Source organism: Marinomonas sp. S3726 (assembly GCF_000967665.1).
Classification (GTDB): Bacteria; Pseudomonadota; Gammaproteobacteria; order Pseudomonadales; family Marinomonadaceae; genus Marinomonas.
The window spans coordinates 159110-182982 of sequence record NZ_JXYC01000009.1; the positions used below are offsets into that span (position 1 = coordinate 159110).

Annotated in this window: 21 protein-coding genes; 1 reads left to right on the plus strand and 20 read right to left on the minus strand. The window is 40.0% G+C overall.

Translation table 11 applies throughout. The features are described from left to right. Positions 1-9 precede the first annotated feature (9 nt). From tssJ to TW85_RS08375, 18 genes are all read right to left on the minus strand, one after another. Complete coding sequence (tssJ, locus tag TW85_RS08290) at positions 10-534, minus strand: type VI secretion system lipoprotein TssJ (RefSeq protein ID WP_052702025.1); 525 nt, start codon at positions 532-534, stop codon at positions 10-12. Next, positions 531-1535: an FHA domain-containing protein gene (locus TW85_RS08295; RefSeq protein ID WP_046016637.1), complete on the minus strand. Its 1005-nt coding sequence runs from the start codon at positions 1533-1535 to the stop codon at positions 531-533. Before TW85_RS08295 ends, tssJ begins: the two co-directional genes overlap by 4 nt. 26 nt (positions 1536-1561) lie before the next feature. Beyond that, complete coding sequence (locus TW85_RS08300) at positions 1562-2275, minus strand: transporter substrate-binding domain-containing protein (RefSeq protein ID WP_046016638.1); 714 nt, start codon at positions 2273-2275, stop codon at positions 1562-1564. Between the two features lie 16 nt (positions 2276-2291). Next, a complete protein-coding gene (gene tssH, locus TW85_RS08305; RefSeq protein ID WP_046016639.1) occupies positions 2292-4907 on the minus strand; it encodes a type VI secretion system ATPase TssH in 2616 nt (871 codons plus the stop codon). A 3-nt stretch (positions 4908-4910) separates the two neighbouring features. Then, positions 4911-5873, minus strand: a complete 963-nt coding sequence (locus TW85_RS08310; RefSeq protein ID WP_046016640.1) for a type VI secretion system baseplate subunit TssG — start codon at positions 5871-5873, stop codon at positions 4911-4913. Continuing rightward, positions 5864-7630, minus strand: a complete 1767-nt coding sequence (gene tssF, locus TW85_RS08315; RefSeq protein WP_046016641.1) for a type VI secretion system baseplate subunit TssF — start codon at positions 7628-7630, stop codon at positions 5864-5866. Before tssF ends, TW85_RS08310 begins: the two co-directional genes overlap by 10 nt. Beyond that, entirely contained in the window at positions 7623-8048 is a 426-nt protein-coding gene (gene tssE, locus TW85_RS08320) for a type VI secretion system baseplate subunit TssE (protein ID WP_046016642.1), read from the minus strand. The genes tssF and tssE overlap by 8 nt, the downstream gene beginning before the upstream one ends. Next, entirely contained in the window at positions 8045-9466 is a 1422-nt protein-coding gene (locus TW85_RS08325) for a type VI secretion system contractile sheath large subunit (RefSeq protein ID WP_238326189.1), read from the minus strand. The genes tssE and TW85_RS08325 overlap by 4 nt, the downstream gene beginning before the upstream one ends. Before the next feature lie 19 nt (positions 9467-9485). Then, entirely contained in the window at positions 9486-10964 is a 1479-nt protein-coding gene (tssC, locus tag TW85_RS08330) for a type VI secretion system contractile sheath large subunit (RefSeq protein ID WP_046016643.1), read from the minus strand. Beyond that, on the minus strand, positions 10961-11467 hold the full coding sequence (tssB, locus tag TW85_RS08335) for a type VI secretion system contractile sheath small subunit (protein ID WP_046016644.1): 507 nt from the start codon (positions 11465-11467) through the stop codon (positions 10961-10963). The genes tssC and tssB overlap by 4 nt, the downstream gene beginning before the upstream one ends. A 220-nt stretch (positions 11468-11687) precedes the next feature. Further along, the gene (locus TW85_RS08340) at positions 11688-12215 is read right to left on the minus strand and encodes a type VI secretion system tube protein Hcp (protein WP_046016645.1); all 528 of its coding nucleotides are present in this window, start codon (positions 12213-12215) and stop codon (positions 11688-11690) included. A gap of 404 nt (positions 12216-12619) precedes the next feature. After that, positions 12620-13996 carry a type VI secretion system ImpA family N-terminal domain-containing protein gene (locus tag TW85_RS08345; RefSeq protein ID WP_046016646.1) on the minus strand — a complete coding sequence of 459 codons (1377 nt, stop codon included), beginning with the start codon at positions 13994-13996 and terminating at the stop codon, positions 12620-12622. Between the two features lie 59 nt (positions 13997-14055). Next, on the minus strand, positions 14056-14346 hold the full coding sequence (locus TW85_RS08350; protein WP_046016647.1) for a PAAR domain-containing protein: 291 nt from the start codon (positions 14344-14346) through the stop codon (positions 14056-14058). A gap of 9 nt (positions 14347-14355) precedes the next feature. After that, positions 14356-14925, minus strand: coding sequence for a hypothetical protein (locus tag TW85_RS08355; protein ID WP_046016648.1), 570 nt, complete (start codon positions 14923-14925; stop codon positions 14356-14358). Then, positions 14926-16965 carry a type VI secretion system tip protein TssI/VgrG gene (tssI, locus tag TW85_RS08360; RefSeq protein ID WP_046016649.1) on the minus strand — a complete coding sequence of 680 codons (2040 nt, stop codon included), beginning with the start codon at positions 16963-16965 and terminating at the stop codon, positions 14926-14928. A 3-nt stretch (positions 16966-16968) separates the two neighbouring features. Continuing rightward, a complete protein-coding gene (locus TW85_RS08365) occupies positions 16969-17991 on the minus strand; it encodes an ABC transporter substrate-binding protein (protein WP_046016650.1) in 1023 nt (340 codons plus the stop codon). Continuing rightward, entirely contained in the window at positions 17988-20117 is a 2130-nt protein-coding gene (locus tag TW85_RS08370) for an MFS transporter (protein WP_046016651.1), read from the minus strand. Before TW85_RS08370 ends, TW85_RS08365 begins: the two co-directional genes overlap by 4 nt. Continuing rightward, positions 20114-20911 carry a hypothetical protein gene (locus TW85_RS08375; protein ID WP_046016652.1) on the minus strand — a complete coding sequence of 266 codons (798 nt, stop codon included), beginning with the start codon at positions 20909-20911 and terminating at the stop codon, positions 20114-20116. Before TW85_RS08375 ends, TW85_RS08370 begins: the two co-directional genes overlap by 4 nt. Before the next feature lie 419 nt (positions 20912-21330). On the opposite strand from TW85_RS08375, the gene TW85_RS08380 reads away from it, so the two are divergent. Further along, positions 21331-22428: a mechanosensitive ion channel family protein gene (locus TW85_RS08380; RefSeq protein ID WP_046016653.1), complete on the plus strand. Its 1098-nt coding sequence runs from the start codon at positions 21331-21333 to the stop codon at positions 22426-22428. Positions 22429-22479: 51 nt separating this feature from the next. On the opposite strand, the gene TW85_RS08385 is transcribed toward TW85_RS08380, so the two are convergent. Beyond that, complete coding sequence (locus tag TW85_RS08385) at positions 22480-23160, minus strand: phosphoglycolate phosphatase (RefSeq protein ID WP_046016654.1); 681 nt, start codon at positions 23158-23160, stop codon at positions 22480-22482. Next, positions 23160-23834 carry a ribulose-phosphate 3-epimerase gene (gene rpe / locus TW85_RS08390; RefSeq protein ID WP_046016655.1) on the minus strand — a complete coding sequence of 225 codons (675 nt, stop codon included), beginning with the start codon at positions 23832-23834 and terminating at the stop codon, positions 23160-23162. The genes TW85_RS08385 and rpe overlap by 1 nt, the downstream gene beginning before the upstream one ends. Positions 23835-23873: the final 39 nt, after the last annotated feature.

Sequence of the window (23873 nt, forward strand, 5' to 3'; positions counted from 1 at the left end):
TCAGACTCCTTAAAATACTTTCCACCAAGATTCATCAACGGGCTGTGATATCGCTATTTTCTTACCACTAACTCGAATATAAACAGGGTATTGTTCAGGGGTTTCCGCTAAAGCAACATAAGCTTTAACTTCGGCATTAGCATAATCTGCAAACTCACCTAGCACAGCGATATAACGAGACTCTTGCTGTACATCTAAGGTTATTTTTTGATTTTTACCCGGTAGCATTGGCGCCAGTGATGTCACATCAATTAACGAATCAGCTAATGTTTCTCTATCTTTTGAATATAAGTCTAAAAATTCAGCGCTATTAAACACACCAAATTCACTGAGTTGATAAATACGAATAACAATAGGTCGAGCCTGTTGATCACCATAAGCATTAATATCGTCTAGGGTCTCAACGTTAAACTCAACTTGATAAGGTGCAATGAATGCTTTTGTATTGACACTTGTAGCACTATTGCTACTACAGCCAGTCACTAACATTAATAAAGCCACACACAAAATGGCGGGTAGGTTCAAAAGCCTCACTTATTGCCTCTTAATTCTTCTAAAAATAACGCGGAGAAAGAACGATGAAACTCTCTTCTTTCCTGTTTGCGAATAAAGTTTTTACGGTACAACTTCCAATACTTTTTATCTCTGTTGCCCCAGCCTGTTAAATAATCGTTAAATACATCTTCCATATGATCAGGTTCTAAATCTTCCAAAAAACGATCAACGGCTTTATCAATGCATTCCATTAACCTTTCATGAGCAATCGCACTATTAAGTCCCAACTTTTGCTGATCGACCATCTGGCTTAAGGCCATGATGCTATCGCTCAACATCTGATGTTCGTCTAACAAGTTTGATGATTGAGTTGTTTGCAGGCTCACATTTGGTTCTTCTAACATGACGATCTCTTCATCATGTGAGCTTACTTCTTCAATATTTTCTTCATTAATCTCAAACTCGGAATCCGCTGGAGACTCTTCAAATGGATCAAACCCAAACTCATCATCAGCTAATACATTTTTCTTGGAGAACAAGTTTGCTTCCTCTGAAAAGTCATCATCTTTATTATCAAAGTAATCCCCTAGACTCTGAGGGCTATCCTGTACTTTGCTCTTTTCCCCTATGTCTAAGCTATCAATTGAAAAGCTTTTAGAGTCTAGTTCTTCGGAATAGACATCATCTAAAACCGGCGGCTCTTCTTCGGCGGCAAACAAGGACTCCATATCACTAATAAGTAAGGTATAGGCCCCCATCACAATCGTATCGCCATCAGCTAAAAAGTGGCGTAGCCCTTTTCCCAATAATTGGCCATTAACAAAAACACCATTCACACTCCGATCTATAATTTGATAAGAGCCTTTAGGGTGTTTCACTATCTCTGCATGGACACGAGATAAAGTACGATTAAAATCAGGTAATTGGATCGTACAATCGAAAGAGCGCCCGATTGTTCCTCCTGTATCAGGTAAAGAAAGCTGCCTACTATTGACTTGTTCATTTTCTGGTAGCTCAACGAGCTGTAAACTTATCGACATAAATTTGCTCTTTTACAAGTCCGCTATTAAAGACACTGCTTTAGGGCTTTATTAAAATTGCCTAAGAAAACAGGGTTTTTACGTAAAAATTCTTTTGAGAAATGCACCATTAAATCCTGTGTGCCATAAGGAACACGACGGAAGTAATCTAGTGGGATATTCTCCTGAGCCATAGAATGCTCAAATACCAAACGGTATTCTAAAGCAACATCTATATCTCCTTGCCATAACATTTGTAACAAAGAGTCAGAATCACGTGGCTTTTTCACCACGTTATAACCTTCTTCTTTTAAATTAAGCCATTTATTCGTATTAAATTTAGCGCTGAAACGCGCTTTATATTTGGCGCTTTCATCATCTAAATCCAGACTTACATTAGGTGAAATAAACCAAGACAATTCTTCTGAAATTAAAGGGTCTGAGGCATCAGAATACAGCTCTCTTGACGCACTACGCGAACCTGAAAAGTAACCGTGCATTTTATTTGCTTCAACTAATAGTTGCGCTTTATCCCAACGCATCATGGTAATTTCATAAGGCTGCCCCATATGGCGCAAAGTGCATTGCACGCGCTCAACAGCAACACCGCCAATTTCTCCACGATCTACCGTTTGATATGGTGGCCATTCCTGCGTTGCTAAGTACAAGCGGTCCAGCGCAAAGACTGAACCACTTAGTAAAAACAATACAAGACTGAGAACCCACTTAGTATGATGATACCCTGTTCTAGCAATCTGCACGGTTATCCTCTTTTTATTAATCTATGGTTAGAGCTAAATCACCCGAGCTAGCTTCGACACTCACTTTAACACTTGTGATTGCTAAACCTTCACTCAACCTTTGAATGCATTCTTCGGCTAGTCTAGGCATTAGAGAGCGATTAATAATTTGCTCAATAGCACGACCGCCAGTTGTCGGGTCAATATTACGCGAAACCACGAAATCAATAAAACTTTGATCCCATTCGAATGTCGCTTTATATTGCTCATCCAATTTATTCTGAATACGTTTTAAGCTGATTTCGGTAATCTTAGTTAGCTCTTCTGTATTCAGAGGATAATAAGGCACGATAGTCGCCCTACCTAAGAAAGCAGGTTTAAAGAAAGTTTGTAGATCTGGGCGGATTTGCTCAACCAAATCTGTTGTCGATGGACGCTCTTCTTGTTCATCACAAATATCACAGATAGCTTGGTCTGCGGCATTAGATGTCATTATGATAATGGTGTTTTTAAAGTCGACATTACGACCTTCACTATCCTTGATGTGGCCTTTATCAAAAATTTGATAGAAAAGGTCATGTACGCCTGGATGCGCTTTTTCCATTTCGTCCAATAACAAAACAGAGTATGGATTACGGCGAATTGCTTCTGTTAAAACACCACCTTCACCAAAACCAACGTAACCTGCAGGAGAGCCAAGTAACATGGAGATTTTATGCTCTTCTTTAAATTCAGTCATGTTAATAACCGTTAGGTTATCCCCACCACCAAATACTTGATCAGCCAGTGCCATCGCAGTTTCAGTTTTACCCACACCACTTGGTCCACACATGAGGAAAACACCAACAGGCTTGCGATTATCGGTTAATCCTGCACGGGAAATACGAATACTCTTAGCCAGCTCACCTATCGCAGCGTCTTGGCCAATTACTCTCTCATGCAAAGCATTTTCGAGATTCAGAAGTTTCGCAACTTCATCTTTCACCATGCTGCCAGCTGGAATACCGGTCCAGCTTGAGATTACTTCTGCGATCACACCTGAATCAACCATAGAGAAAACCAAAGGCTCGTCACCTTGGGCCTCTTCTAACTGGCTCAATAAGTCTTGCAAAGCATCTTGCTCTTCCGCATCCAATGCATCATCTTTGTATTGCGTTTGAATGGTGTCACTTAAACTAATAATTTGCTGAACAAGATCCAGCTCTTTGTTCCACTTATCATTTAAACCAGCTAACTCAGCTTCCATTTCAACAACTTGATCAGCTAGGGCTTGTCTGTCTTCCGCAGCTTCCGTAAAAACAGCATCTTCTACGTTTAATGCAGAAAGCTCACTATTAAAGTAGCGAATCTTTTGCTCTAAACTTTCAATACGCTCAGGCTTGGCACCTTGAGTTAAAGCAATACGTGCACAGGCAGTATCTAACAAGCTAATAGCTTTATCTGGTAATTGACGCGCTGGTAGGTAACGAATAGAGAGATTAACTGCTGCATCTAATGCATCTTCTTTAATAAAGACGCCATGGTGTGCTTTTAAAGACTTAGCAACACCACGTAGCATTTGCAAAGCATCAACCGCATTTGGCTCTTCTACTTTTACGACTTGGAAACGACGTGTTAATGCAGGGTCTTTTTCAAAGTACTTCTTATACTCAGCCCAAGTTGTCGCAGCTAATGATCTAAACTCACCACGAGCAAGAGCAGGTTTTAGCAAGTTTGCAGCATCGTTTTGTCCTGCCGCGCCACCTGCACCAATAAGCGTATGCGCTTCATCAATGAAAACAATAATAGGGGTTTCAGAGTTCTTCACTTCGTTGATAACATCTTTAAGGCGGTTTTCAAATTCCCCCTTAATGCTAGCACCCGCTTGAAGCAAACCTAAATCCAAAGTATGTAGTTCAACCCCTTGAATCACAGGAGGTACTTCACCACTCACAATACGCAACGCTAAACCTTCTACAACAGCAGTTTTACCCACACCTGGCTCACCAACTAAAATAGGGTTGTTTTGACGTTTACGACAAAGAATGTCTATTGCCAAACGTACTTCAGCATTACGGCCTGAAATAGGATCAATCTTGCCATCACGCGCTTGTTGAGTCAGGTTAATAGTGTATTTATCAAGTGCACCACCTTCGCCACCTTGAGCAGGGGCACCCGCTTCCCCCGCGGCCGCAGTACTTAGGCTGGCAACGGTCTGTAATTTACTAATTTTAGACTGCAAAGCTTCAACTGAAACAGTTGATAAACTAGGCAAGTTGACTTTCTTCATGCCAAACGCGTCAGCCTGAACCATCACAAGTAATAGGTGAAAAGCATTCACCTGACCATGTCCGAAGTTAACAGAAGCTTGCATCCAAGCTGCTTCTATCAATTCACTTAAACCTGCACTAACTGTAGGCTGGCCTTCGGCACCTTTAGGGATTCGATCTAGGCGTGATGTCAGTTCGCTCATCAAGGCTGTAGAGTCAACATTTTGTACTTTCAAAAAGGTTTCAAAAGCCTGATCTCTTACCGCAAGTACTTGCACTAACCAATGCTCTACTTCAATCGCGGCAACTTTTTGTTTCATTGCTACACCAGCGGCTTGTTCTAAAGCACTTCGTAATTCTGGCTCTAATTTACTAACTAAATTTCCTAGTTTTACGTGGGACATAATTTATCTCTCTGGTTGTAGAAGGATTTTTCGATATTCATCCGGTGCGTGTTTTGGCAATAAACAATTTGCCTCGCCCAGTCGAACACCACCATTCAATGCGGATAATTTAGGCTCATTTATATAAGCGCGTTTAACGTATAAATAAACTTTCACATCCGTGAGTTCTCTCAAATAAACAGACACCAAGGCTCTTAAACTGCGAGCAAAATGCCAATTTGCATGTAAGCCTAAAAATTCACGATGACTTCTTGGCTTTACTAAAATCTCTAATGATTGAAAATACTGGCTCGCTTGCTTACCTAATAAAAAGCCACGGCCCAGTTGTTGGTTTTGCCCTTGCTGCTGTCCAAGCTTAGTCAGACAATCTGATGGCACTCTGTAAATTGTTTTTTCTGCTACCTTGGCCGAAATATCTAAGTCAAAGTAAGCACTGAGCAATTGTTTTAGCGTCTTTAAATTTCTCGTTTTTAAGCCAATCAACACGCTAAATCTTAACAGACTAGTCGTTGAGCCCTCTGTCAGGCTTTGCGGTAATGCAGACAACTGAGCCAACGCATCTTTTTGCTTCAGACTATTTGAGTTTGATGACTGCATCACCTCTTGCTCTTCTTTTAGTAGCAAATTACTGGTAACTGAGTCGGCAAATAACTGGTAATACCTATGGTTAAAAACATCTAAAAAGGTCTGTAATGAAAACTCTTCCTGATGTAACGCATTCAATAACTCTTGATAAAGATAATCAGGAATAACGCCTCTACAACCAGACAAAGCAGTGATACCTAAAGTCACTTTGCATCTGGTTACCCCTAGCTCTATAGCGATGACTTCTTCACTATCACCCTCTGGCATAGGCTCAGGAATAAACCTTAGCTGCTTCTCTTTAGCAGCCATTCGCAGCAACCTGATGACTTGAATAAAGTCATAGCGTCTAGGGTTAGCTAGAACCGAGGTGACTAAAGACACACCTGACTCCCATGTACTTTAGGGAAATCAATACTCGATTGGCTGTTACCAAAGCGTTTAATTTTTAATTGTATGAAACGATCAAAACTACAAAACTGTTGATAAAAATGGTTTAGCACATGGGCAAAAACTGCCACCTGATTGGCAATTAGCTCATCATCTAATGTAATAGTGACCTCAGTACCTGAAGCAAAAATGGTTTGCTGCATAATGGTCATAGGTGACACTAGATGCTGATATTCAACATTTTTAATCGCATCTGCCTGAGGACATAAAGTTTGTGGACAACATAAGCGTAATGCGTGTTGCAAGGCTTTCACAGGGTCATCAGCTTGCAGCAAAGATGAAAAGTTTGAATTTAATAGGGCGATAAAACGCCAATTCATACGATTATCTAAATCTGGGTAATGAGGTGCTGTCGGTGCTGATAAAGTTTTTAAAACACCAGGTAAGTCAATTGCGGCTAGAGAGTCTGCTTCTGTTCCCGCTGGCACTAAACATGGGGTACGGCCATTACAAACCTTCAACATCATAGACAAGACGATTGAGTCACTTGGTTGGCTATATGGATAGCTGATGGATAAATCTATATGTCGTTTACCCTGTTCATTCCAATATTGCTTGGCCTGCCACTGAGGAGACTTATCATCATGCCAGTAACCAGATTCATACACAGGGCTTAGGGCTATTTCACCCGTCGGTAAAACTTCACTAACACTTTCAACTGAAACGATTTCCAGTTGCTCTCCTGCATTCACATCAGCAACAACAGGCAAAGCTAACTTAGAAAAATCGTAATTGAGAGGCTCGCCTCTCGTTTCAAACAAATTGATACTAGGTACAGCATTTAAGGCAAATACGCTCTTATCAAAAAGGCGTAAAAACTCAGCAGGTAACTGCTTAACAAAGAAGTTGATGGTGACTTTATCAGTAGAGAACTCTGATAACTCTCGTCCTAGGCTCTTAATACTAAAAAAGGCGGATTTATCAGGATAGGTAAAATAATCTCTCAGTAAGTCATAACCTTTAAAGTGGCTTGCGTATTTTGGTAACCACTGAAAATCCTCATCAGCAATACGAGAGACTAAACGATCAACTTCAATGACTTTTTGTTGATCTCCATGAAATACACTAATCACTTCTGTTTGCAGTAACAAAAGGTCAATCACGCTGGCAGAGTTGTTCTCAAAGCCTCGGATATAAAAATTAAAATCATTAAAAGCAATTTGACTAAACATATTCTCAAGCGCTGAAAGCTCGATTTGTATGACAGAATCAGAGTGCTTGAGTTGAGATGGGGTAATAAAGTTAAAAGGTGCTGCTTGCGCTTTTACTTGGGTGATTTCTAAAGGCAGGATCTGTAAATCACTTACCGTGGTGAATTCACACTCGTGGCCCGACTTAACAGGTAAAGTTAAAGGACTGCCATTTGGTAAAAAGACAATATCACTTAATTTGTCTGGGTCAGCTTCTAACTCCAGCACAGTATAACTAGGTGAGACTTGTAGATAACCTGGGTAAAGCAAGGAGAATAACCCTTGTACTAACTCAGGAAATTGCTCATCTATACGCTTTTCAGTTTTTGCTGTTAATAGTGCCATTGCATCAATCAAGCGACTGATATTAGGGTCTTCATTAGCACTTTGGTTAAGCCTTAGCGTACCTGCTTGTTCTGGAAATTGATTAACAAATTCATCTAAGGATTTTCGAACATAAGCGAGCTCACGTTCGTAATAACGCATTAATTGATCAGACAACTTCCTGCCCCTCTAAACTAACTGTTTGATTGGCTAAACAAATATTAGAATCAAACATTAAGGCATGGTTGCCAGTTTCGGTTGTTACTCGAGCCATTAAAGAAAAGCTAATAATATTCTTATGGGTTTCCGCTTCTTCAATCTCAACATGAACATCGGTTAGTCTTGGCTCGAAATCTCTAATCCAACCTTCCATTGAGCGAGAAAACTGATCATTATCCATTTGACTGCTAATACTATAAATACTGTCTAATCCAAACCTAACAGTAGACTTTTCTACCTGCTTTAAGTTTTTTGGTAAACTCAACATTGGGGCTTCTGAGTTTAATAACACTGTCAGCTGATAACGAATCGCCTCTAGGGTTTCATCGTGATGTGATATGCCATCTTCTTGCAAAAAGGTTTTCCAAAAAATCATGATAAAACTCCTCTAGAAGATACATCTTCTGGCCCTATATCGGTCGACAATAGAACTTCCCCACATACATGATCGAATTGGTATTGAGGTTGAACTAAAACATCACATACATATCGACCTTGGTGGCCAGCAACTTCACGGACTGTCACCTTGCCTTTACTTAATGGAAATTTGGCTAAGGTTTTTTCATCTGCATTAAAAAGGTTACTTGAATATTTATCGAGCCAGTTATTTAGATAAACTTCACACTCTTGTGCAGTTTGAAAGTTACCTATCATGCTACGAATTTGTACTTTCAAATAATGGGAAATACGGCACACCATCAAAGTAGTTTGTAACTGCCCCATTACCTTATCTGTTTCATTGGTACCACTGTCCCAAATAGAATTATTACCACGTAAATAATACTTATCAGTCATTAAACTATGACAAATCGGGACAAAACCTTGATCTGCATAAAAAGCCCCCATACCCGTAATAACATTCACTTGAGTAATTGGCTTTTTAGTACAAAAAGAACCTGCACCAGTGGGAGGAACATTAACAAGTGCACCATAATACTGATCTTGCCAACGGGACTTCATAAAACCAAACCAGCTAATGCGGTTAAATTCACGCATTGCTACCGACGCCAACATAAAAGCGGCACTGCCCCATAGGCCATTTTCTTTTTGGTAGGTTTCGTTAAAAACAAAGTTAGAGCAAAAGTTTTGATAGCTATTTCTTAGCTTAACTTTAGGCATAGCCAAACCTAAAAAGCGAGAGGCTGGTATTTTCCTCAGCCTTTGCCAAGCATCAAACTCAGGACCATATAGAATTTTTTCAATTCGATCCGTGTCTGATAGCCAATCAGCATCACCACCGCCAAAAAAGTTATCTGAAGGTGATAAAACAAAAGGACATAAACATGACTCACCTAAACTGGCCAGTAACTCTAAGGTGTATACATCATCATAATCTTGGTCAAAATCAATCGACACAAAATGATCAACGACTATCATGCCAAACGGCTGACCACCAGAGGTATTAAGCTCTTTGTTCCCTAACAAGTTATATAGGTGACTGCGTTTTAATGAGACAGATGAATTCACATCATGAGATAGCTCATTCCATGAAATATCAATAATTCTGACTTTTGTTTTTTGCTTATTAATTGGCAACTGAACAAGGGAGTCAATGCTGCGCCATGAAGACTCTAATTGCTTAAAATCTTCATGGTGCATAATGGCAGAAAGTTGTTCGGACAACTTAGCGTCAATTTCAGTAATAAGGCGCTGAATTGTCGCTCTTAACACACTAGGATTCGATAAGATTTGTTCATCTAGTTGAACAAGTAAAGCTAACGCTTCCCTTAAAAAATCATCGTCCTTTGCATCAAGTCGATTCAAATCATCCTGAAAATCATTCTGCAACATCATCGACTACCACTTAAAAAGCTTAACCAGGTATTTTAGTTACCATTCGAACAGACGTAGTAAGCTCTTCTAGTTGTAACCAAGGACGTAAGTGAGCGACTGCAGAATAAGAACCAGGACGACCAGGCTGCTCTACCACTTGGATACGAGACTCACACAAAGGTGTCTTAGATCTTTCTTCATTACCCACTGCACCAGAGTTTGTATACTGGTCAATCCAAGTTTGTAGATCTTTCTGAATGTCAGAAGCTTCTAAGTTAGAACCCAACATGTCACGACCCATCACTTTCAGATAGTGCGCAATACGACTACTTGCCATGATGTAAGGAAGGCGCGCAGAGATTGCAGCATTACTTGTTGCATCAGGATCAACAAACACTTTTGGTTTTTGTGTTGTTTGACCACCAATGAAAACACCAAAGTTAGTATTTTTATAATGAACAAGTGGTAAGAAACCAAGATCACTTAGCTCTTTCTCACGCTCATCCGTTAAGTTCACTTCAATCGGACACTGCTGCTGGATATCACCCGCATCAGACAGATAAGTTAGGTTAGGTAAGTTTTCAACTTTACCGCCATTCTCTAATCCACGAATCGCTGTACACCAGCCAAACGCCGTATGAGATTGACTCATTTTCAGACCTAGTTCAAAAGCAGCATTAGACCAAACAAGTTGATCGTTATCTTTTGGTAAAGGGTTACCTTCTGCATCTGTTCCTAGCTCTTCATAATTAAATGAATCTGTAGACAAACCTTTCTCACCATATGGAAGACGAGCCAAAGTTTGTGGCAGAGTTAAGCTTACATAACGTGCATCATCACTTTCTCTAAAGGCGTTCCACGCAGCATAGGTTGGGGAATCGAATCCAGCGGCAACCGGCTTACCTTCATCGAAGGTTGTGAATGAATCAATTTCAAACATTTCAGGGTTAGCTGCAGCGATAAATGGTGCATGACTTGCCGCCGCCGTTTCACCCATATAACGCAATAGAGAAACATCTTCATCTTTATGAGAGAAGTTAAAATCACCAAGTAATAAACCGTAAGGTTCACCACCAGCTGTACCAAATTCTTTTTGGTATAGAGCATCAAATAACGGGCTACGATCTACCGCTGGCGCATCTTCAAATTGCTCTAACAATTCGTCTTTTTGGAAATCAACTAGTTTAATTTTTAGGCTTTGACCTGTTTCACTTTCACGAACCAGTTTGCCTAGACCACGCCAAGAACCCTCTAAACGCTGAAAGTCATCTTGTTGCATGATTTCTGATAACTGACGAGACATTTGCTTATCAATTTCAGCAATCGCATTCTCGATTGTCTTTGTTAAGTTTTTATCCCAAACAACAGTACCGTCTAATGCTTGTTCAGCTAAAACAGAGAAAAGCTCTTTTGTTGTATCTTCTGGGGTCTGAGTGGTTGCAGCAATAGCACGATCAAGAAAGCTTAAAGAGCCTTCAGCGCCTTCAGCACCAGCTTGATTTTCTAATTCAGTACTCATTCTTCTCCCCCATTCGGTTCAATACCTAATTCGCTTGATAGAGCGTTAATTGTATCTGCACTTTGAAGCACTTCTTTTAATAGCTTCTCTAAGTCTCTAGAGCGATCGGCTTTAGATAATAAGGTTTTAAGCTGCTGTCTTGTTTCAGCTAATTTACTAAGCGGCTCTACTTGTTCAATTAAAGAATCTGGTTCGAAGTCTTTCATTGAATTAAACTTAAGCTCAGCTTCAAACTGACTATCATCATCAGAAAGTGTGTTATCAACTTTAAGTTTTAATTCTGGGCCAACACGCTTCATTACAGTATCAAAATTGTCTTTATCAATTTGATAGAAAGTGCGATCTTCTAAATCTTCTCTGTCATCATTATGTGCTGAAAAATCACCGATTACGCCAATAACAAATGGCAGTTCTTTGTTTTCTACCGCGCCATTCGTCTCAACATCATAAGTAATGCTGACACGGTTTTTACTGACCCGTTTATGCTGCGAGTTTAACGCCATAATCTTTCTCCGTTATTTGTACACACTAGTAATTAGCATTACTAAGTTAGTCATTACAATTTGAATACAATCAAAACGCTTGCCTTAATGTTACTAACCAATTGTTTTAATAGCCAAACCTTCAAGTAACAACAAACAAATCTGATATTGAGTTAACAGCAATTAAGCTTGCAAACACTGGGTCAACAAGCTTAATGATTAACTCTATTTTATAAGCCGCTTATAAAGCCGCTTTAGAAGCTAATGTCGCTGTAGGTACGTCATATTTAATAACATCACCTTTCTGGATTTTGCCAGCGTCATCTTCATAGTAGTAAGTTAAGCTCATAGTTGCATAAGCTAGTGCAAAAGATTCGCTTGGCAAAGAGCCGTCACCACAACCTACGTTGTAGCTAGCAATACGAGATTTTTCAACTGTGATGACTAGGTATGGATCAGCACCGTTACCTTCACGAGATGGTTTAGTAATCATGATTTCACATGTTTTACCTTCAGCACCTGGTGAGAATAAGAAAGTTGTTAGCAATGGGCTTGCGCCATCAGATTGACGAGAAATACTCAATTCACCTAAACCAACCATACCTTGGTCAGCGTTGTTTGCATTACCCACATCAACAGTAACACCGCGCACAGCACCCCATGATAGAGAGTCAATTGCGAAGAATCCTTTCTTACCACCAACTTCACCAATAGTCGCAGCACCATTGATTGTGTCAACACCGTCAATACGCATGTAAATAGTAGCCATGTTTTATTTCCTCTATTTAAATTTTGTTTTTTCAATTTTATTCAAACGATAACCTAGCCTGTAAATGAGTCGTTCAATTCTCTATCACTCATTCCAATAATTACTAAGCAATTAACAATAGACCTGTCTCGCGACAATTCAATGAAAGTTGTAGATCAACTAGCAAGTATTTAATTGATACTAAAATAGTTTCTCGTTCTTCTTTCGTAATATTTACTCTGTTGATAAATAGATTACTGCTATATCCATTAACTGTAAATTTAAGCGACTAAAGATCCACCACTTCTTCATATTTCATTTATTCTTGATACTAAACTAGACAGAAGAAAATAACTTACAGTCTAAAGCCACGATTTAAACACTACAGTATTTTTCTTAAAAAACAATTAATTAGAAAAACAACTCTACCATTCAAATGAAGATAAATTTCCTGAGCTTGCTGAATTATCCTGCACAGTTTCTTCTTTTTTGACTGGCTCTGTCGCCGCTGCGGGCTCCACTTTTTCATTTTTTGGAACAGATACAGGTGGCGCATTATATTTAACTGGTGCAGCTTGTTGCTTATGAGATAACTCTGCAGCAGATATTGTTGGGTCAGGAATCACGGTTTTATCAACACTTTCTAAGCCCGCCAATTGATACATACGCCCCATCATCTTGTCATCTTCCCCCACCATCTCATTTAAAAGATCCGGCAAAGACATATAACCCCACCTAATCGCCCTTTCTAACAACATGTAAACAGGGCTGTGCGGTTCAGTACGACTAAAGTAATCGGAAATATGTCTAAGCTGCTGGAAAGCCTGGTCACGAGTATAAATTTCCTCACCCGCTTTACCTTGTAAGGAAACAACCTCATTAGTCACTTTATTAGACATAGTCATCTCTCCAGCTATAGGGGCTTGTGTAGGTGTTTCGCTCATGACAGGGACAGATTCATCTGCATTAGATACATCAGTTGGTTCAGGCTCTTGAGCATCCAAAGGCCAGGGCACAATGAGGTTACCCACCAAATAATGACTAGCATTAATGAGTCGATCAACGGTTTGGTTAATAAATCGGAAGCTGACAGGCTGAGCACCAACACCACGGCATTTTTCAACGACACTAGCTTCAAGTGCAAGTAACTGTTGCTTAATCGCCCCAAGGGATAAAATGGTTTCTTTTACTTGCTCTTTATTACTTGAAATATACTGAGATGCTTCCGCTTTTAATGCATCTAACTGCCCATCTCTTTCGGCCGAATAGTAACGACTATAATCAATAGCACCAATCAGACCTATACTCTGTAATGGCATAGATAAAAGACCAGTGCCATCCCTTTCTCCTACCAACTGCAAAAATGGCTTAACTCTAAATTCAGCCCACTCGCGAGCTCTACCAGCATCATCTTCAGATTTCAGTTTTTTGATTGGCGGCTTTGGGTGTAAGTCATCCCAATAGGTATCAATCAGTTGTGTAAAACTTGTCAATACACTGGCTAAATTTTCCAAGGGCTGATGCGAAAAAGGCTGAGCAGCGCTCAACCAACACATAACCTCAACATCTTTAGAGACTGTCTCAATGGTTTTTTCACACTGATTAGAGAGTTCATTCCAATTTGCTGCATTCTGTGTCAGTAACTCTTCATCATGCATGGCATCGGGAGATTCCATTAGCTGACGATAAGAGGATTGAGCTTGGTTAAAGTAGTTTCGCAAACCTCGAAACAGGGTGCGATTATCTTTTAAATATTCACCACAAGGTGCATCCGCAGAAATTGCTTCCAATAATTGCGCCATAAAATATCATCTCAATTATATTTAATTATTATTCATTTCTAGGAGCGCACGGGCTCACTTTACCCACCAATCATAACGGTGGCACAACCAAGAACGATAGAGCCACCATGGGATGTTGTATCTCCCATTCTAGCAGCAGGAACACTGCCAATAAGAACAGTGGCACTGCCCATAACTATGGTATCCGGTGGTCCAACACAAATTGCCATATCTCCTAAACACACAGCAGGCAAACTTCCTATTAAAACCGTGGGTTGCCCTGGGCCTGAAATTATTCCACCGACATGAGGAACTACACCTGTCACCATAGGGCACACATGTGTATCTGTTAACCTTGCAGCTAACCCCATACTAACCTCCTATTCAATCAGCCCTTTGCCACCTTGTGCGATATCAAACGCACTGGCAAAAGCTTGTTTATAGAATTTATCTCGTCCTTTCCACTCAGGCAAAACAGCTGCGGTATTAATCGCCCCCGCAATGGCTTTGGAGTATAAAAATTCGGCAGGCATAACAACTGGCAAACTAATTTCAGCAATACTGCCGCTACCATTCCAAAAAACCCCTTGGGCCAACCATCGAATAAAACTCTCATTCTTAAGTTGCTGCATTTGCTTCTCAATATAACGCCGTTTTGGTTCTTGCGGCTCTCTCACCCAATCCTTACAAGCATTAAATAAAGATTGCTCAGCTTTTGTTAGCACGTCCTGCCTTAACTCAAGCACACAGATACTCCACCAAATAGTTTCTCGCATTGGCAAAGCATGACAATAGAAATGCACCAAATCTTGATATAAGCCAGCCTCAAGTAGACTGTCAATAATAACTCTCGGTTCAGAACTTAGATCGACTATCTCATTTGCTTCATCTGAAGATTTAAACCTTTCCCACACTTTTTCACATGATGTTAAGGGTATTTTCTTTAGCATCTAATTCACCATCACTATACCGCCTTTAACGGTTGTCATACCATCTGCCGAAATTTCGGCTGTCGCACTACCTGTTACAGTCGCACCAACATCACCTTGCAAAGTAGCATTCAACCCTTGAGCAGTTAGAGTTGCCGTAGCTTTGGCTGTCAGGCTAGCTCCCGCACTTAAATCCATAGAAGCATCCGAGTCAATGGAGACAGAGGTACCTGATTGGGACAAACTTCCTCCTTCTATCGAAATACTTGAACTGCCTGAAATCGTTACGCTACCACTACTGATATCAATTGATGAGCTCGACATTACAATTTCACTGTCTCCAACAACTAACTTAAGGGTGTCAGATGCAGTCAAGGTGATCTCTTTACTGTCTTCTGAAATAGAATCTGTTGCACTCAAGGTATAAGCTTTTTCAGCCGCTAGAGCGATATTCTCTTTCGCAGTCACAGAAAAGTTCACATCTGCCGTTTGGGTAATACTTTGCGTCACAGCCACGGACTTTTCATTACCCACAATTTCAAATGAATCATTCACAACTTCATTGGTATAATCTTTCGCTGCATGGGTATAAAAAGCCTCTTCATCAGCCTTATCGTCAAAGCGAATTTCGTTCGATTCACCCTTCTGCTGAGTTTTAATCCCTGATTCAGTGGTGTTTAGCGTTGGATAAGGCGGCTTATGAGTACTGTTATAAACACTAGAAACCACCACAGGCTGATCTGGATCGCCATTAATAAAGCTTACCAAGACCTCATGACCCGCCCTTGGCAAAAACTGAAAGCCATAACCATTGCCAGCCATGGGTTGAGCAACACGCACCCAACAACTTGTCTTGTCACCCGTCTCTGAATCCCAGTGAAATTTAATGCGTACTCGGCCCAGCTCATCTGCTGCAGGTTCATCATCTGTAGTTCCAGCGACTACAGCCGTCTGTAAACCATGAATAACAGGCTTTTCAACGATATCCGGATAATATAAATGATCTTCAGGCACGCAAATAAATTCAGCTTCTTTATCAAATGCCGAGCTTCCATTTGCATCAAATTGATAAGCAGAACGGGTGACCAAATAACTACCTTCTTGATCACTACTTGGGTGCGAGTTCATATCAAGATAACGTCCAGCTGAAATAGAAATAGTATCTGTTCTGGCTTTAATACTGGTGTAGTGTGAATCAAGCTGGGCTCTTTCTGTCACAGCTAAAGGGCTAGAATAGTCATCCATTAACCCCGTTATACTAGAAGCGGGATAACGATATTGAGTTAACTTTGTATTCCCAGACAAGCTGTATTTAGACGATTGCGCTTTACTAGTAATCAATTTGGACTGGTTATAGTCATAAGAAGCTAATTCAATACTAGCGCTGTGCATTTGGTTTTGTGGTTCCCAAAGTGTCGCTAGATCATTCTCGCCACTCGGCTTTGCCACATGATCCAAGGTAGCCTTACCATCTTTAGAGAAGGGCTTTGAAGCATCTTGAAGTATCATCTTGGCCGAATTAGCATCAGCATCAAAGTAAAAATGAACACCTTCTTCTGCCAGCAAGCGAGTTACAAAATCTAAATCCGATTCGTTATACTGCAAACAATAAGCTCTCGTTGTCGACGGCATACTATTTACTGTATAACAGCCGCTAAAACCAAGCTCATCAAAGATAGAAGTCACAATATCTTGTGTTGAAACCTCTTGGAATACACGACAACTGCCGCTATAGGCTAGCAATGCCAACCAAGGCTTGATTGTCAGTCGCATACCACGACTACGAGATTGCACACTCTGTGTCAGGCCATTTACGGCAACAACATAACCAGAGTACTCTCGTACTGAGCTACGGCTATCACCAGGAGCAGAATAAAGTGAGCAGGTAACTTGATCACCTACCCAGTCCTCAGGAGAAACATCCTGACAAAGCACGTCAACCTCTATCACAGAAAGCTCTGATAGCCCTTCTGTTACTGACATACTAGTCACAACAAATTCATCACCACTGCTATTGGCAATTACCAAATTACTACTTTGCGGTTCTAATAATTCATCCATAGTCTAATCTTCAATATGTGAGTCAGGATTAATCAATTCAGCAAATCGTAATAACTGAATAGGGGGATACAAGGATAAGTTTCGCGCCACATCCATGTTGATAAACATAGAGAAGCGACTCAGTTCGGCAATAGGCAAAGCGCCCGGAGTTGACTGTTCAAACAAGACTTTATTTGCCTGATTCCCAGCCAAACGCCCAACATTATAATATTTGTTAGCAACAGCAATTAAACCATTAGATTCAGTAACCATCACATCGTAAGCACTGGCAACAGGCAAGGAATACTTTACTGCAGCTCGCGTAAACTCATCTTTATTCTCTAAGTTGTATGAACTTGAACCAACATAAACAACATCGACATTCTCCTTTGCCATGTCAGCCATAACTTGATCGAACTGGCCCGGCAAAGGCGTGTTGTTATCATCTAATTGATAAGTTTTTTCGATTAAATCAAACCCCATATCGATAGATAAAGCATGTAATTTCTTGGTATTTAATACCGAGTTAAGCTCACCTTCAGAGTAAATAACCCCCATACGAGTTAAGGGAAAGTATTCTCTCATTGCTCTAATTTGCACATCTTCCGAAATACGATTACGAATACCGGTCACGTTAGTACGTCCACTTTCTTTATAAGACGAGATAATCCCTGCTCCTAAAGGATCAGCAACTATCATAAACATGACAGGAATATCCCCAAGCTTGGTCAGAGATCCATACTCCCCCATAGTACCTATCATGCCCTTTGATACACTCGTTCCCCAAGTCACTACAAGGTCAGGCTTTAATTCTTTTGCTTCAGCAAGATACTCAGCAATACGTGTTTTATCTCTTGCCACATCTCGCACAATTAAATTAACAGGTAAATCATTATTTTTGAGATAACTCTTAAACCCTAGACAAGCATCCTCACAGCCACGCCAAACCACCATATAAATTGTGGCAGGATTAGCGGCATCAAAAACTTTAGCCGCAGACACTACAAATGGAGTGAACAAGAGTATTAGTGTGATAAAGAGTTTCATGATTCAGCTCCTGCATCCTGCTTTGCATCTGGCACACGAAGGAAAATAAACATACATAGGGCCGATACCAAGACACCTGTACCTACAATGGCCATGGCTTCACCAAAATCATATAGAGTGAGAAGAGTCGCTACCAATACAGGACCTAATACACTACCAATACGCTCTGCTGTTCTTAAAATACCTAACACCTTAGTTCGCCCAACTTCAGGCGTAGCCTCAGCGGCTTCAAGTGCAGAAGCAATAAGTGGCGCCTTTAAAATAGAGTGAGCAACACCCATCAAAGCAACTGCCAGCAAAAGTTTATAGAAGGAAGCTTCACCATAAAGAGAAATCAAAATGCCGCCAGATAAGACTGTACCCAGCAATACTAGCTCTTTCATCTTGCCTGATTTATCTGCAATACCAGACGCTAATGGACTCAAAGGAATAATAATTAAAGAATAAACCATCATGACACGGCCAATTTCTGATTGACTTGCATCGAGTGATACCAAATATAGAGGCACCATAAAGTACAAGAAGCCAGTCAAAATAATCTTAGTCGGAATCGCACAAAAGATAATAATGCAGACAAATTTAACATTACGAGCTAATAACAGAAGGCCGCCCTTAGCTTTTTGACTTGCCGCAGATGATGCTGTGCTCACCTTACCTGAGAACATTCTCCAAGCTAACACGCCAGCGAAACTCGATAAAATTGCTGAAAGCAAGAACACTGGTTGATAACCAATTCTATCGGCGATAATCGCTCCTAAAGCTGTACCACACATGGTCGCAGTCATTAGAACACCAACAAATATCGCCATACCTTTAGCTCTGTTTTCTGACGAAACAACCGCTGCAATATAGCTCTGACAGCTGATCGTGATGACAGCATATCCTAACGCAGTCACCCCACGAGCAATCACGATATCCATGGCATCTTGTGCAAAATAGCAGCCTAAATATCCTAGAATGGCAGGTATTAAACCAATTAAAAACAATGGTTTCTGCCCCCATCTATCCACCCAACCAGCAGCAAATGGCGTAGCTAATGCAATGACAAGCATGAAAATAGAAATCGGCAAGCCCAGCATCACATCTTTCGAGATCCAAGAATCAGCTTCATAGAGCTCGGCCACAAATAAAGGCATAAAGGATTTCTGTAATTCTTCTGCTAACGAGAAAACAAATAAAGGAATACGCGCGTCTACAATATCGCCACTTTTTACATTAAGTACATTTTGTAGACGAAACTTCTCAGCAATTTTTTGCAAATGAGATTTAGCCGACACTTCGGCTTTTTGCACATTTTCTTGCTCAACAATTTGTACTGCCGATTGAAATTGTGCCTGTAAATCCTTGGAATCTTGATTGAGTTTTCCGATAAAGTTTCCAAAAACCCCTTTTGTAATGACCTTTTCATTAACCGAAAAGTCACCTTCTGCTTGTCGTTGCAATAAACTTTCGGACTCTTTAAGTGGTTCTGATACATAAAACATCACCACAACCATGACAACTTCAAAACAAACAAGTAATACAGCAACCAAAACGATCACAACATCAAAAAACACGTCGGTTAGCTGAGATTGAATAAAACCAGAATCCAATCCAACAAGTACATACCCAAGCGTTTCATCTTCAAGGGTCATTTCCAATTTAAAAAGATCTCTATCATGATTGGCAGAGGCATCACCAAAGAAGATCCCATATAACTCTTTCGACCCCTGGATTAAACGCTCAACAATGTTTTCTTGTAAAAAGTTCGGGTGCTCAATATTAAATGATTCAGGCTTAATTCGGCTCAAATTAGGTGTTGTACCAGCACTGTAAAGTAGGCTGTTTTTCTCAGATACTATGGCAACAAACGTTAGCTCAGGGTACTTATAAAGTGTGTCTGAGAGATATGAATCCATGCCTTCAATTTGATCAAAAGGAATCCCAACACTTGTTGCTAATTGCACATCATCATGAATAACCTCTGCAACAGCGTTAGCCTTCTTAAGAAGCTCGGGTTCAAGCGCAAAATCAAATTCAATCAAGGTATATAAAGTACTCAAGACTGAGGCAAATAATGCACTTAATACCGTTACTAAGATTAAGCGGCTATTAATAAAGCCGGACATACTCTTCACTTCATTCATTTAGACAAACCCTCAGTCTTTTGTTGTTCCTTAAGAGTTTGAATGGCATCCAACTCACTCGTTACTTGAGCTTTCATTTGCTCACCCTGTTTCATTTGCTCTGCTAATTTAAACGCTAGCGAGCCTTCTGGTGCGTCAAATGTTTTAGTCACTTTCTCTCCGCCCGTATATTGCTCAATCAGGTGAATAACCCCACTAATATCACCAAAGCACAACCTAATGACCAAGAAGACAATCAATGAAAATATTAAGAAAATACCCACTGTCATTTCGAGCAAATGCAACCTAACTTGGGCATAAGTTCCTGAAAAAGAGGACTTGTCGTACTGGATTACGACACTGCCTATTAGCTCATCGAAGCTGTCTTTTAATTGCAAACCGCTATAAAGATCCTTATCTGTTGCCAACATCCAATTAGCCTCGGTAGAGCGAAGCGCTCTTTTACTTAAGCTTTCTTCAACGGCCTGCCCTACAAGCTGAGAGTCAGTCGAGAAAATGATGACCCCATCATCGCCAATAATGTGTATTAACTTCACATTAACGTCTCTAGATTTCGCCCTCTCCATTAAGTCTGGTAGGTTATTTGCTGATTTAAGATGTATACCTAAGCGCTCCGCCTTTAAGATGGAGGACTCTAATGACGAGGAAATCACCTCTAACTTTGATGAAACAACACTGGACATCAAGCTATCAAATTTCATGTAGTTAATGAGGTAAAGTAGGCTCAAAACAGCCATAAGAATCAGCCAAACAGTTGCTACAAACCTGAGGTGAATCTCAATAAAAATTTTCATTATTCAATTATCTCCATGCATAATCGATAAACAAACCCACTAGCAATTTCGTCTCTTATCAAGGATAGATCAATCTATCGAGCACACATAAAACAAAAAATACCGATATTCAAACCAATTACTTATATTAAAATTGGATTAATTAGATACTTTTTATCTTATTGAATCATTGTGTAGAAAGCGTGTAATTCAAAAAAAAATTCGTAAAAGAGCTATTTAATCATAGTTTCTTAAAAAAACGTGACATTAAGCAGGTATATTTCACATAATGCCAATTAGAGGACATTTATTTGCAGAAAATAAGAATTTAGATATTTATTCCTGAAAGCTAATTAAAATGACATGACACTTATTCAGCATTCATACTATTAAGAAATATTCGCACACACTTTATCTAAGCATAAGACGAGAAAGACACAATGAATTGGGATACCTTAATTAACTATGTGGGGCTTGGACAGCCTCAAATGCATTGGCTAGTTAAAATTGCGTTTATATTAATCATAACCCTCTTTATTCATCTCATTATTTCCAAACTTATTTCTCGCATACTGTTACAACTAAAAGTCACCAAAAACCCTTGGGACAAAGCACTTCTAATAGCAGCAAGACAACCTATTAAGTACTTTATTTGGGGCCTAGGGTTATTAATCATTTCTCAAACCTCAAACAATGAAACAGGCGCATTCTCTCAAACCAGCATAGATGCACTTCGTAAAATAGGCCTTATTGCTCTCATTACATGGTTTATTTCACGTTTAGTAAAACGCTGTGAACAAATACTCATTTCCCCAGTAAAAATGAAACACCCGATGGACTTAACGACGGTATCTGCCGTTGGTAAGCTCATTAAAGCAAGCCTACTTATTATCTCAGCACTCGTAGTCCTACAAACCATAGGGGTTAGTATTTCAGGGATATTGGCCTTTGGTGGTATCGGTGGTATTGCGGTAGGTTTTGCCGCAAAAGATTTACTTGCAAACTTTTTTGGTGGCTTGATGATTTACCTCGATCGCCCTTTTTCAGTAGGTGATTGGGTTAGATCTCCTGACAAAGAAATCGAAGGAACTGTAGAACACATAGGCTGGCGTCAAACTCGGATAAGAACTTTTGACAAACGCCCTTTATATGTACCAAATGCCACTTTTTCACTTATTTCTGTGGAAAACCCTTCTCGTATGTCACATCGTAGAATCTATGAAAAAATAGGCATTCGATACGATGATGTTGATGCTTTAGCAAGCATAATGGATGATATTAAAGCCATGCTTAAAACGCACCAAGACATAGATAGCAGCCAAACAATGATAGTTAATTTCAATGAATTTGGCCCTTCATCCTTAGACTTTTTCGTCTACACATTTACTAAAACGACAAACTGGATTCGTTTTCATGAAGTAAAACAAGACATTTTACTCAAAATTATCGACATCATTGCTCACCATAACGCAGAGCTGGCTTTCCCTACTCAAACGTTGAAAATCCAAACAGAGCAAAACATTCAACCAGAGCCATAAAAAAGGCCGCCAAACAAAATTTGGCGGCCTTTTAAAGACAAAACACTTACTTTAAAGAAGCAACTCAACTAGATCATCTATGAGTAAATCCGCTTCTAAAGATTTCAAATCAACATTCTGATGATAACCATAAGTCACCAAAACATTTTTAAAACCTGCTGAAATAGCCGCTCGACTGTCTGTCTGAGAATCGCCTATCATGACACATTGATCCTTCTGTGCTTCAATAGCTTCAGCACAGAACAACAAAGGCAAAGGAGAAGGCTTCTTCTCTTCCAAGGTGTCCGCGCCTAAGATCCAAGAAAAGTAGTCACTGATCTCAAAGTGATCAAGTATTGGCTTAACAAACGCACTTGGCTTATTGGTAATCAAAGCCATAGGCACATGATTCGCTTTTAATGCTTTCAGTAAGTCCAGAACATTTGCATACAGACGTGTTTTTTGCGTCAAGTTACTTTTATAAGCAAGTAAAAAACTACGGTAGCAATCTTCATAAAGTGCGTCATCAAGACCCGCATCTGACATTGCTTTTTTTACAAGACTCGAAGCACCTTGCCCTACCCATTGACGCACCTGATCTTCACCTACCGGCGCCTGACCTTGCTCAACAAGAAAGCTGTCCACCGCTAAAGCAATATCAGGCACACTATCAACCAAGGTACCATCTAAATCAAAGCACACTAACTGAGGCCAAGCTTCGAACCATTTTTTAAAATGCTTAGGAGTTCTCATTAGCGCTCCACTTTCGCCAGCTCTGATCGCATTGCATCAATCGCAGCTTTATAGTCTTGCTTACCAAAAATTGCCGAGCCTGCAACAAAGGTATCAGCCCCTGCAGCAGCTATTTCAGCGATATTTTTTTCGCTAACACCACCGTCAACTTCAAGACGAATATTGTAGCCACTAGCATCAATCAAGGCTCTCGCCTCTCTCAGTTTGTCTAAAGTTGCAGGAATAAACTTTTGGCCGCCAAATCCTGGGTTAACAGACATCAACATAACCATGTCCAATTTATCCATAACATGTTTCATATGATGTAAAGGCGTAGCAGGATTAAATACTAAGCCAGCTTTACAGCCAGCCTCTTTAATCATTTGCAATGAACGATCAATATGCTCAGTTGCCTCTGGGTGAAAAGTAATATAACTAGCTCCCGCTTTTAGGAAGTCCTCTATCATACTATCAACAGGTTTAACCATAAGGTGCACATCAATTTCAGCCGTAACGCCATAATCACGCAAAGCTTTACATACCATTGGCCCTATCGTTAGATTAGGCACATAATGATTATCCATTACATCAAAGTGAATAATATCTGCACCAGCATTAAGAACAGAGTCGACCTCTTCACCTAAACGCGCAAAGTCGGCTGCAAGAATTGATGGAGCTATTACAAAATCATTCATATCGCTAATTCCAGAGTAAAATTTGGCTTATTCTAACAA

What these genes read in the sequence shown, in the direction of transcription:
- TW85_RS08295 (WP_046016637.1), bottom strand. Translation starts at nt 1,535, where the DNA reads ATGTCGATAAGTTTACAGCTCGTTGAGCTACCAGAAAATGAACAAGTC.
- tssH (WP_046016639.1), bottom strand. Translation starts at nt 4,907, where the DNA reads ATGTCCCACGTAAAACTAGGAAATTTAGTTAGTAAATTAGAGCCAGAA.
- tssE (WP_046016642.1), bottom strand. Translation starts at nt 8,048, where the DNA reads ATGATTTTTTGGAAAACCTTTTTGCAAGAAGATGGCATATCACATCAC.
- TW85_RS08325 (WP_238326189.1), bottom strand. Translation starts at nt 9,466, where the DNA reads ATGATGTTGCAGAATGATTTTCAGGATGATTTGAATCGACTTGATGCA.
- tssC (WP_046016643.1), bottom strand. Translation starts at nt 10,964, where the DNA reads ATGAGTACTGAATTAGAAAATCAAGCTGGTGCTGAAGGCGCTGAAGGC.
- tssB (WP_046016644.1), bottom strand. Translation starts at nt 11,467, where the DNA reads ATGGCGTTAAACTCGCAGCATAAACGGGTCAGTAAAAACCGTGTCAGC.
- TW85_RS08340 (WP_046016645.1), bottom strand. Translation starts at nt 12,215, where the DNA reads ATGGCTACTATTTACATGCGTATTGACGGTGTTGACACAATCAATGGT.
- TW85_RS08345 (WP_046016646.1), bottom strand. Translation starts at nt 13,996, where the DNA reads ATGGCGCAATTATTGGAAGCAATTTCTGCGGATGCACCTTGTGGTGAA.
- TW85_RS08350 (WP_046016647.1), bottom strand. Translation starts at nt 14,346, where the DNA reads ATGGGGTTAGCTGCAAGGTTAACAGATACACATGTGTGCCCTATGGTG.
- TW85_RS08355 (WP_046016648.1), bottom strand. Translation starts at nt 14,925, where the DNA reads ATGCTAAAGAAAATACCCTTAACATCATGTGAAAAAGTGTGGGAAAGG.
- tssI (WP_046016649.1), bottom strand. Translation starts at nt 16,965, where the DNA reads ATGGATGAATTATTAGAACCGCAAAGTAGTAATTTGGTAATTGCCAAT.
- TW85_RS08365 (WP_046016650.1), bottom strand. Translation starts at nt 17,991, where the DNA reads ATGAAACTCTTTATCACACTAATACTCTTGTTCACTCCATTTGTAGTG.
- TW85_RS08370 (WP_046016651.1), bottom strand. Translation starts at nt 20,117, where the DNA reads ATGAATGAAGTGAAGAGTATGTCCGGCTTTATTAATAGCCGCTTAATC.
- TW85_RS08375 (WP_046016652.1), bottom strand. Translation starts at nt 20,911, where the DNA reads ATGAAAATTTTTATTGAGATTCACCTCAGGTTTGTAGCAACTGTTTGG.
- TW85_RS08380 (WP_046016653.1), top strand. Translation starts at nt 21,331, where the DNA reads ATGAATTGGGATACCTTAATTAACTATGTGGGGCTTGGACAGCCTCAA.
- TW85_RS08385 (WP_046016654.1), bottom strand. Translation starts at nt 23,160, where the DNA reads ATGAGAACTCCTAAGCATTTTAAAAAATGGTTCGAAGCTTGGCCTCAG.
- rpe (WP_046016655.1), bottom strand. Translation starts at nt 23,834, where the DNA reads ATGAATGATTTTGTAATAGCTCCATCAATTCTTGCAGCCGACTTTGCG.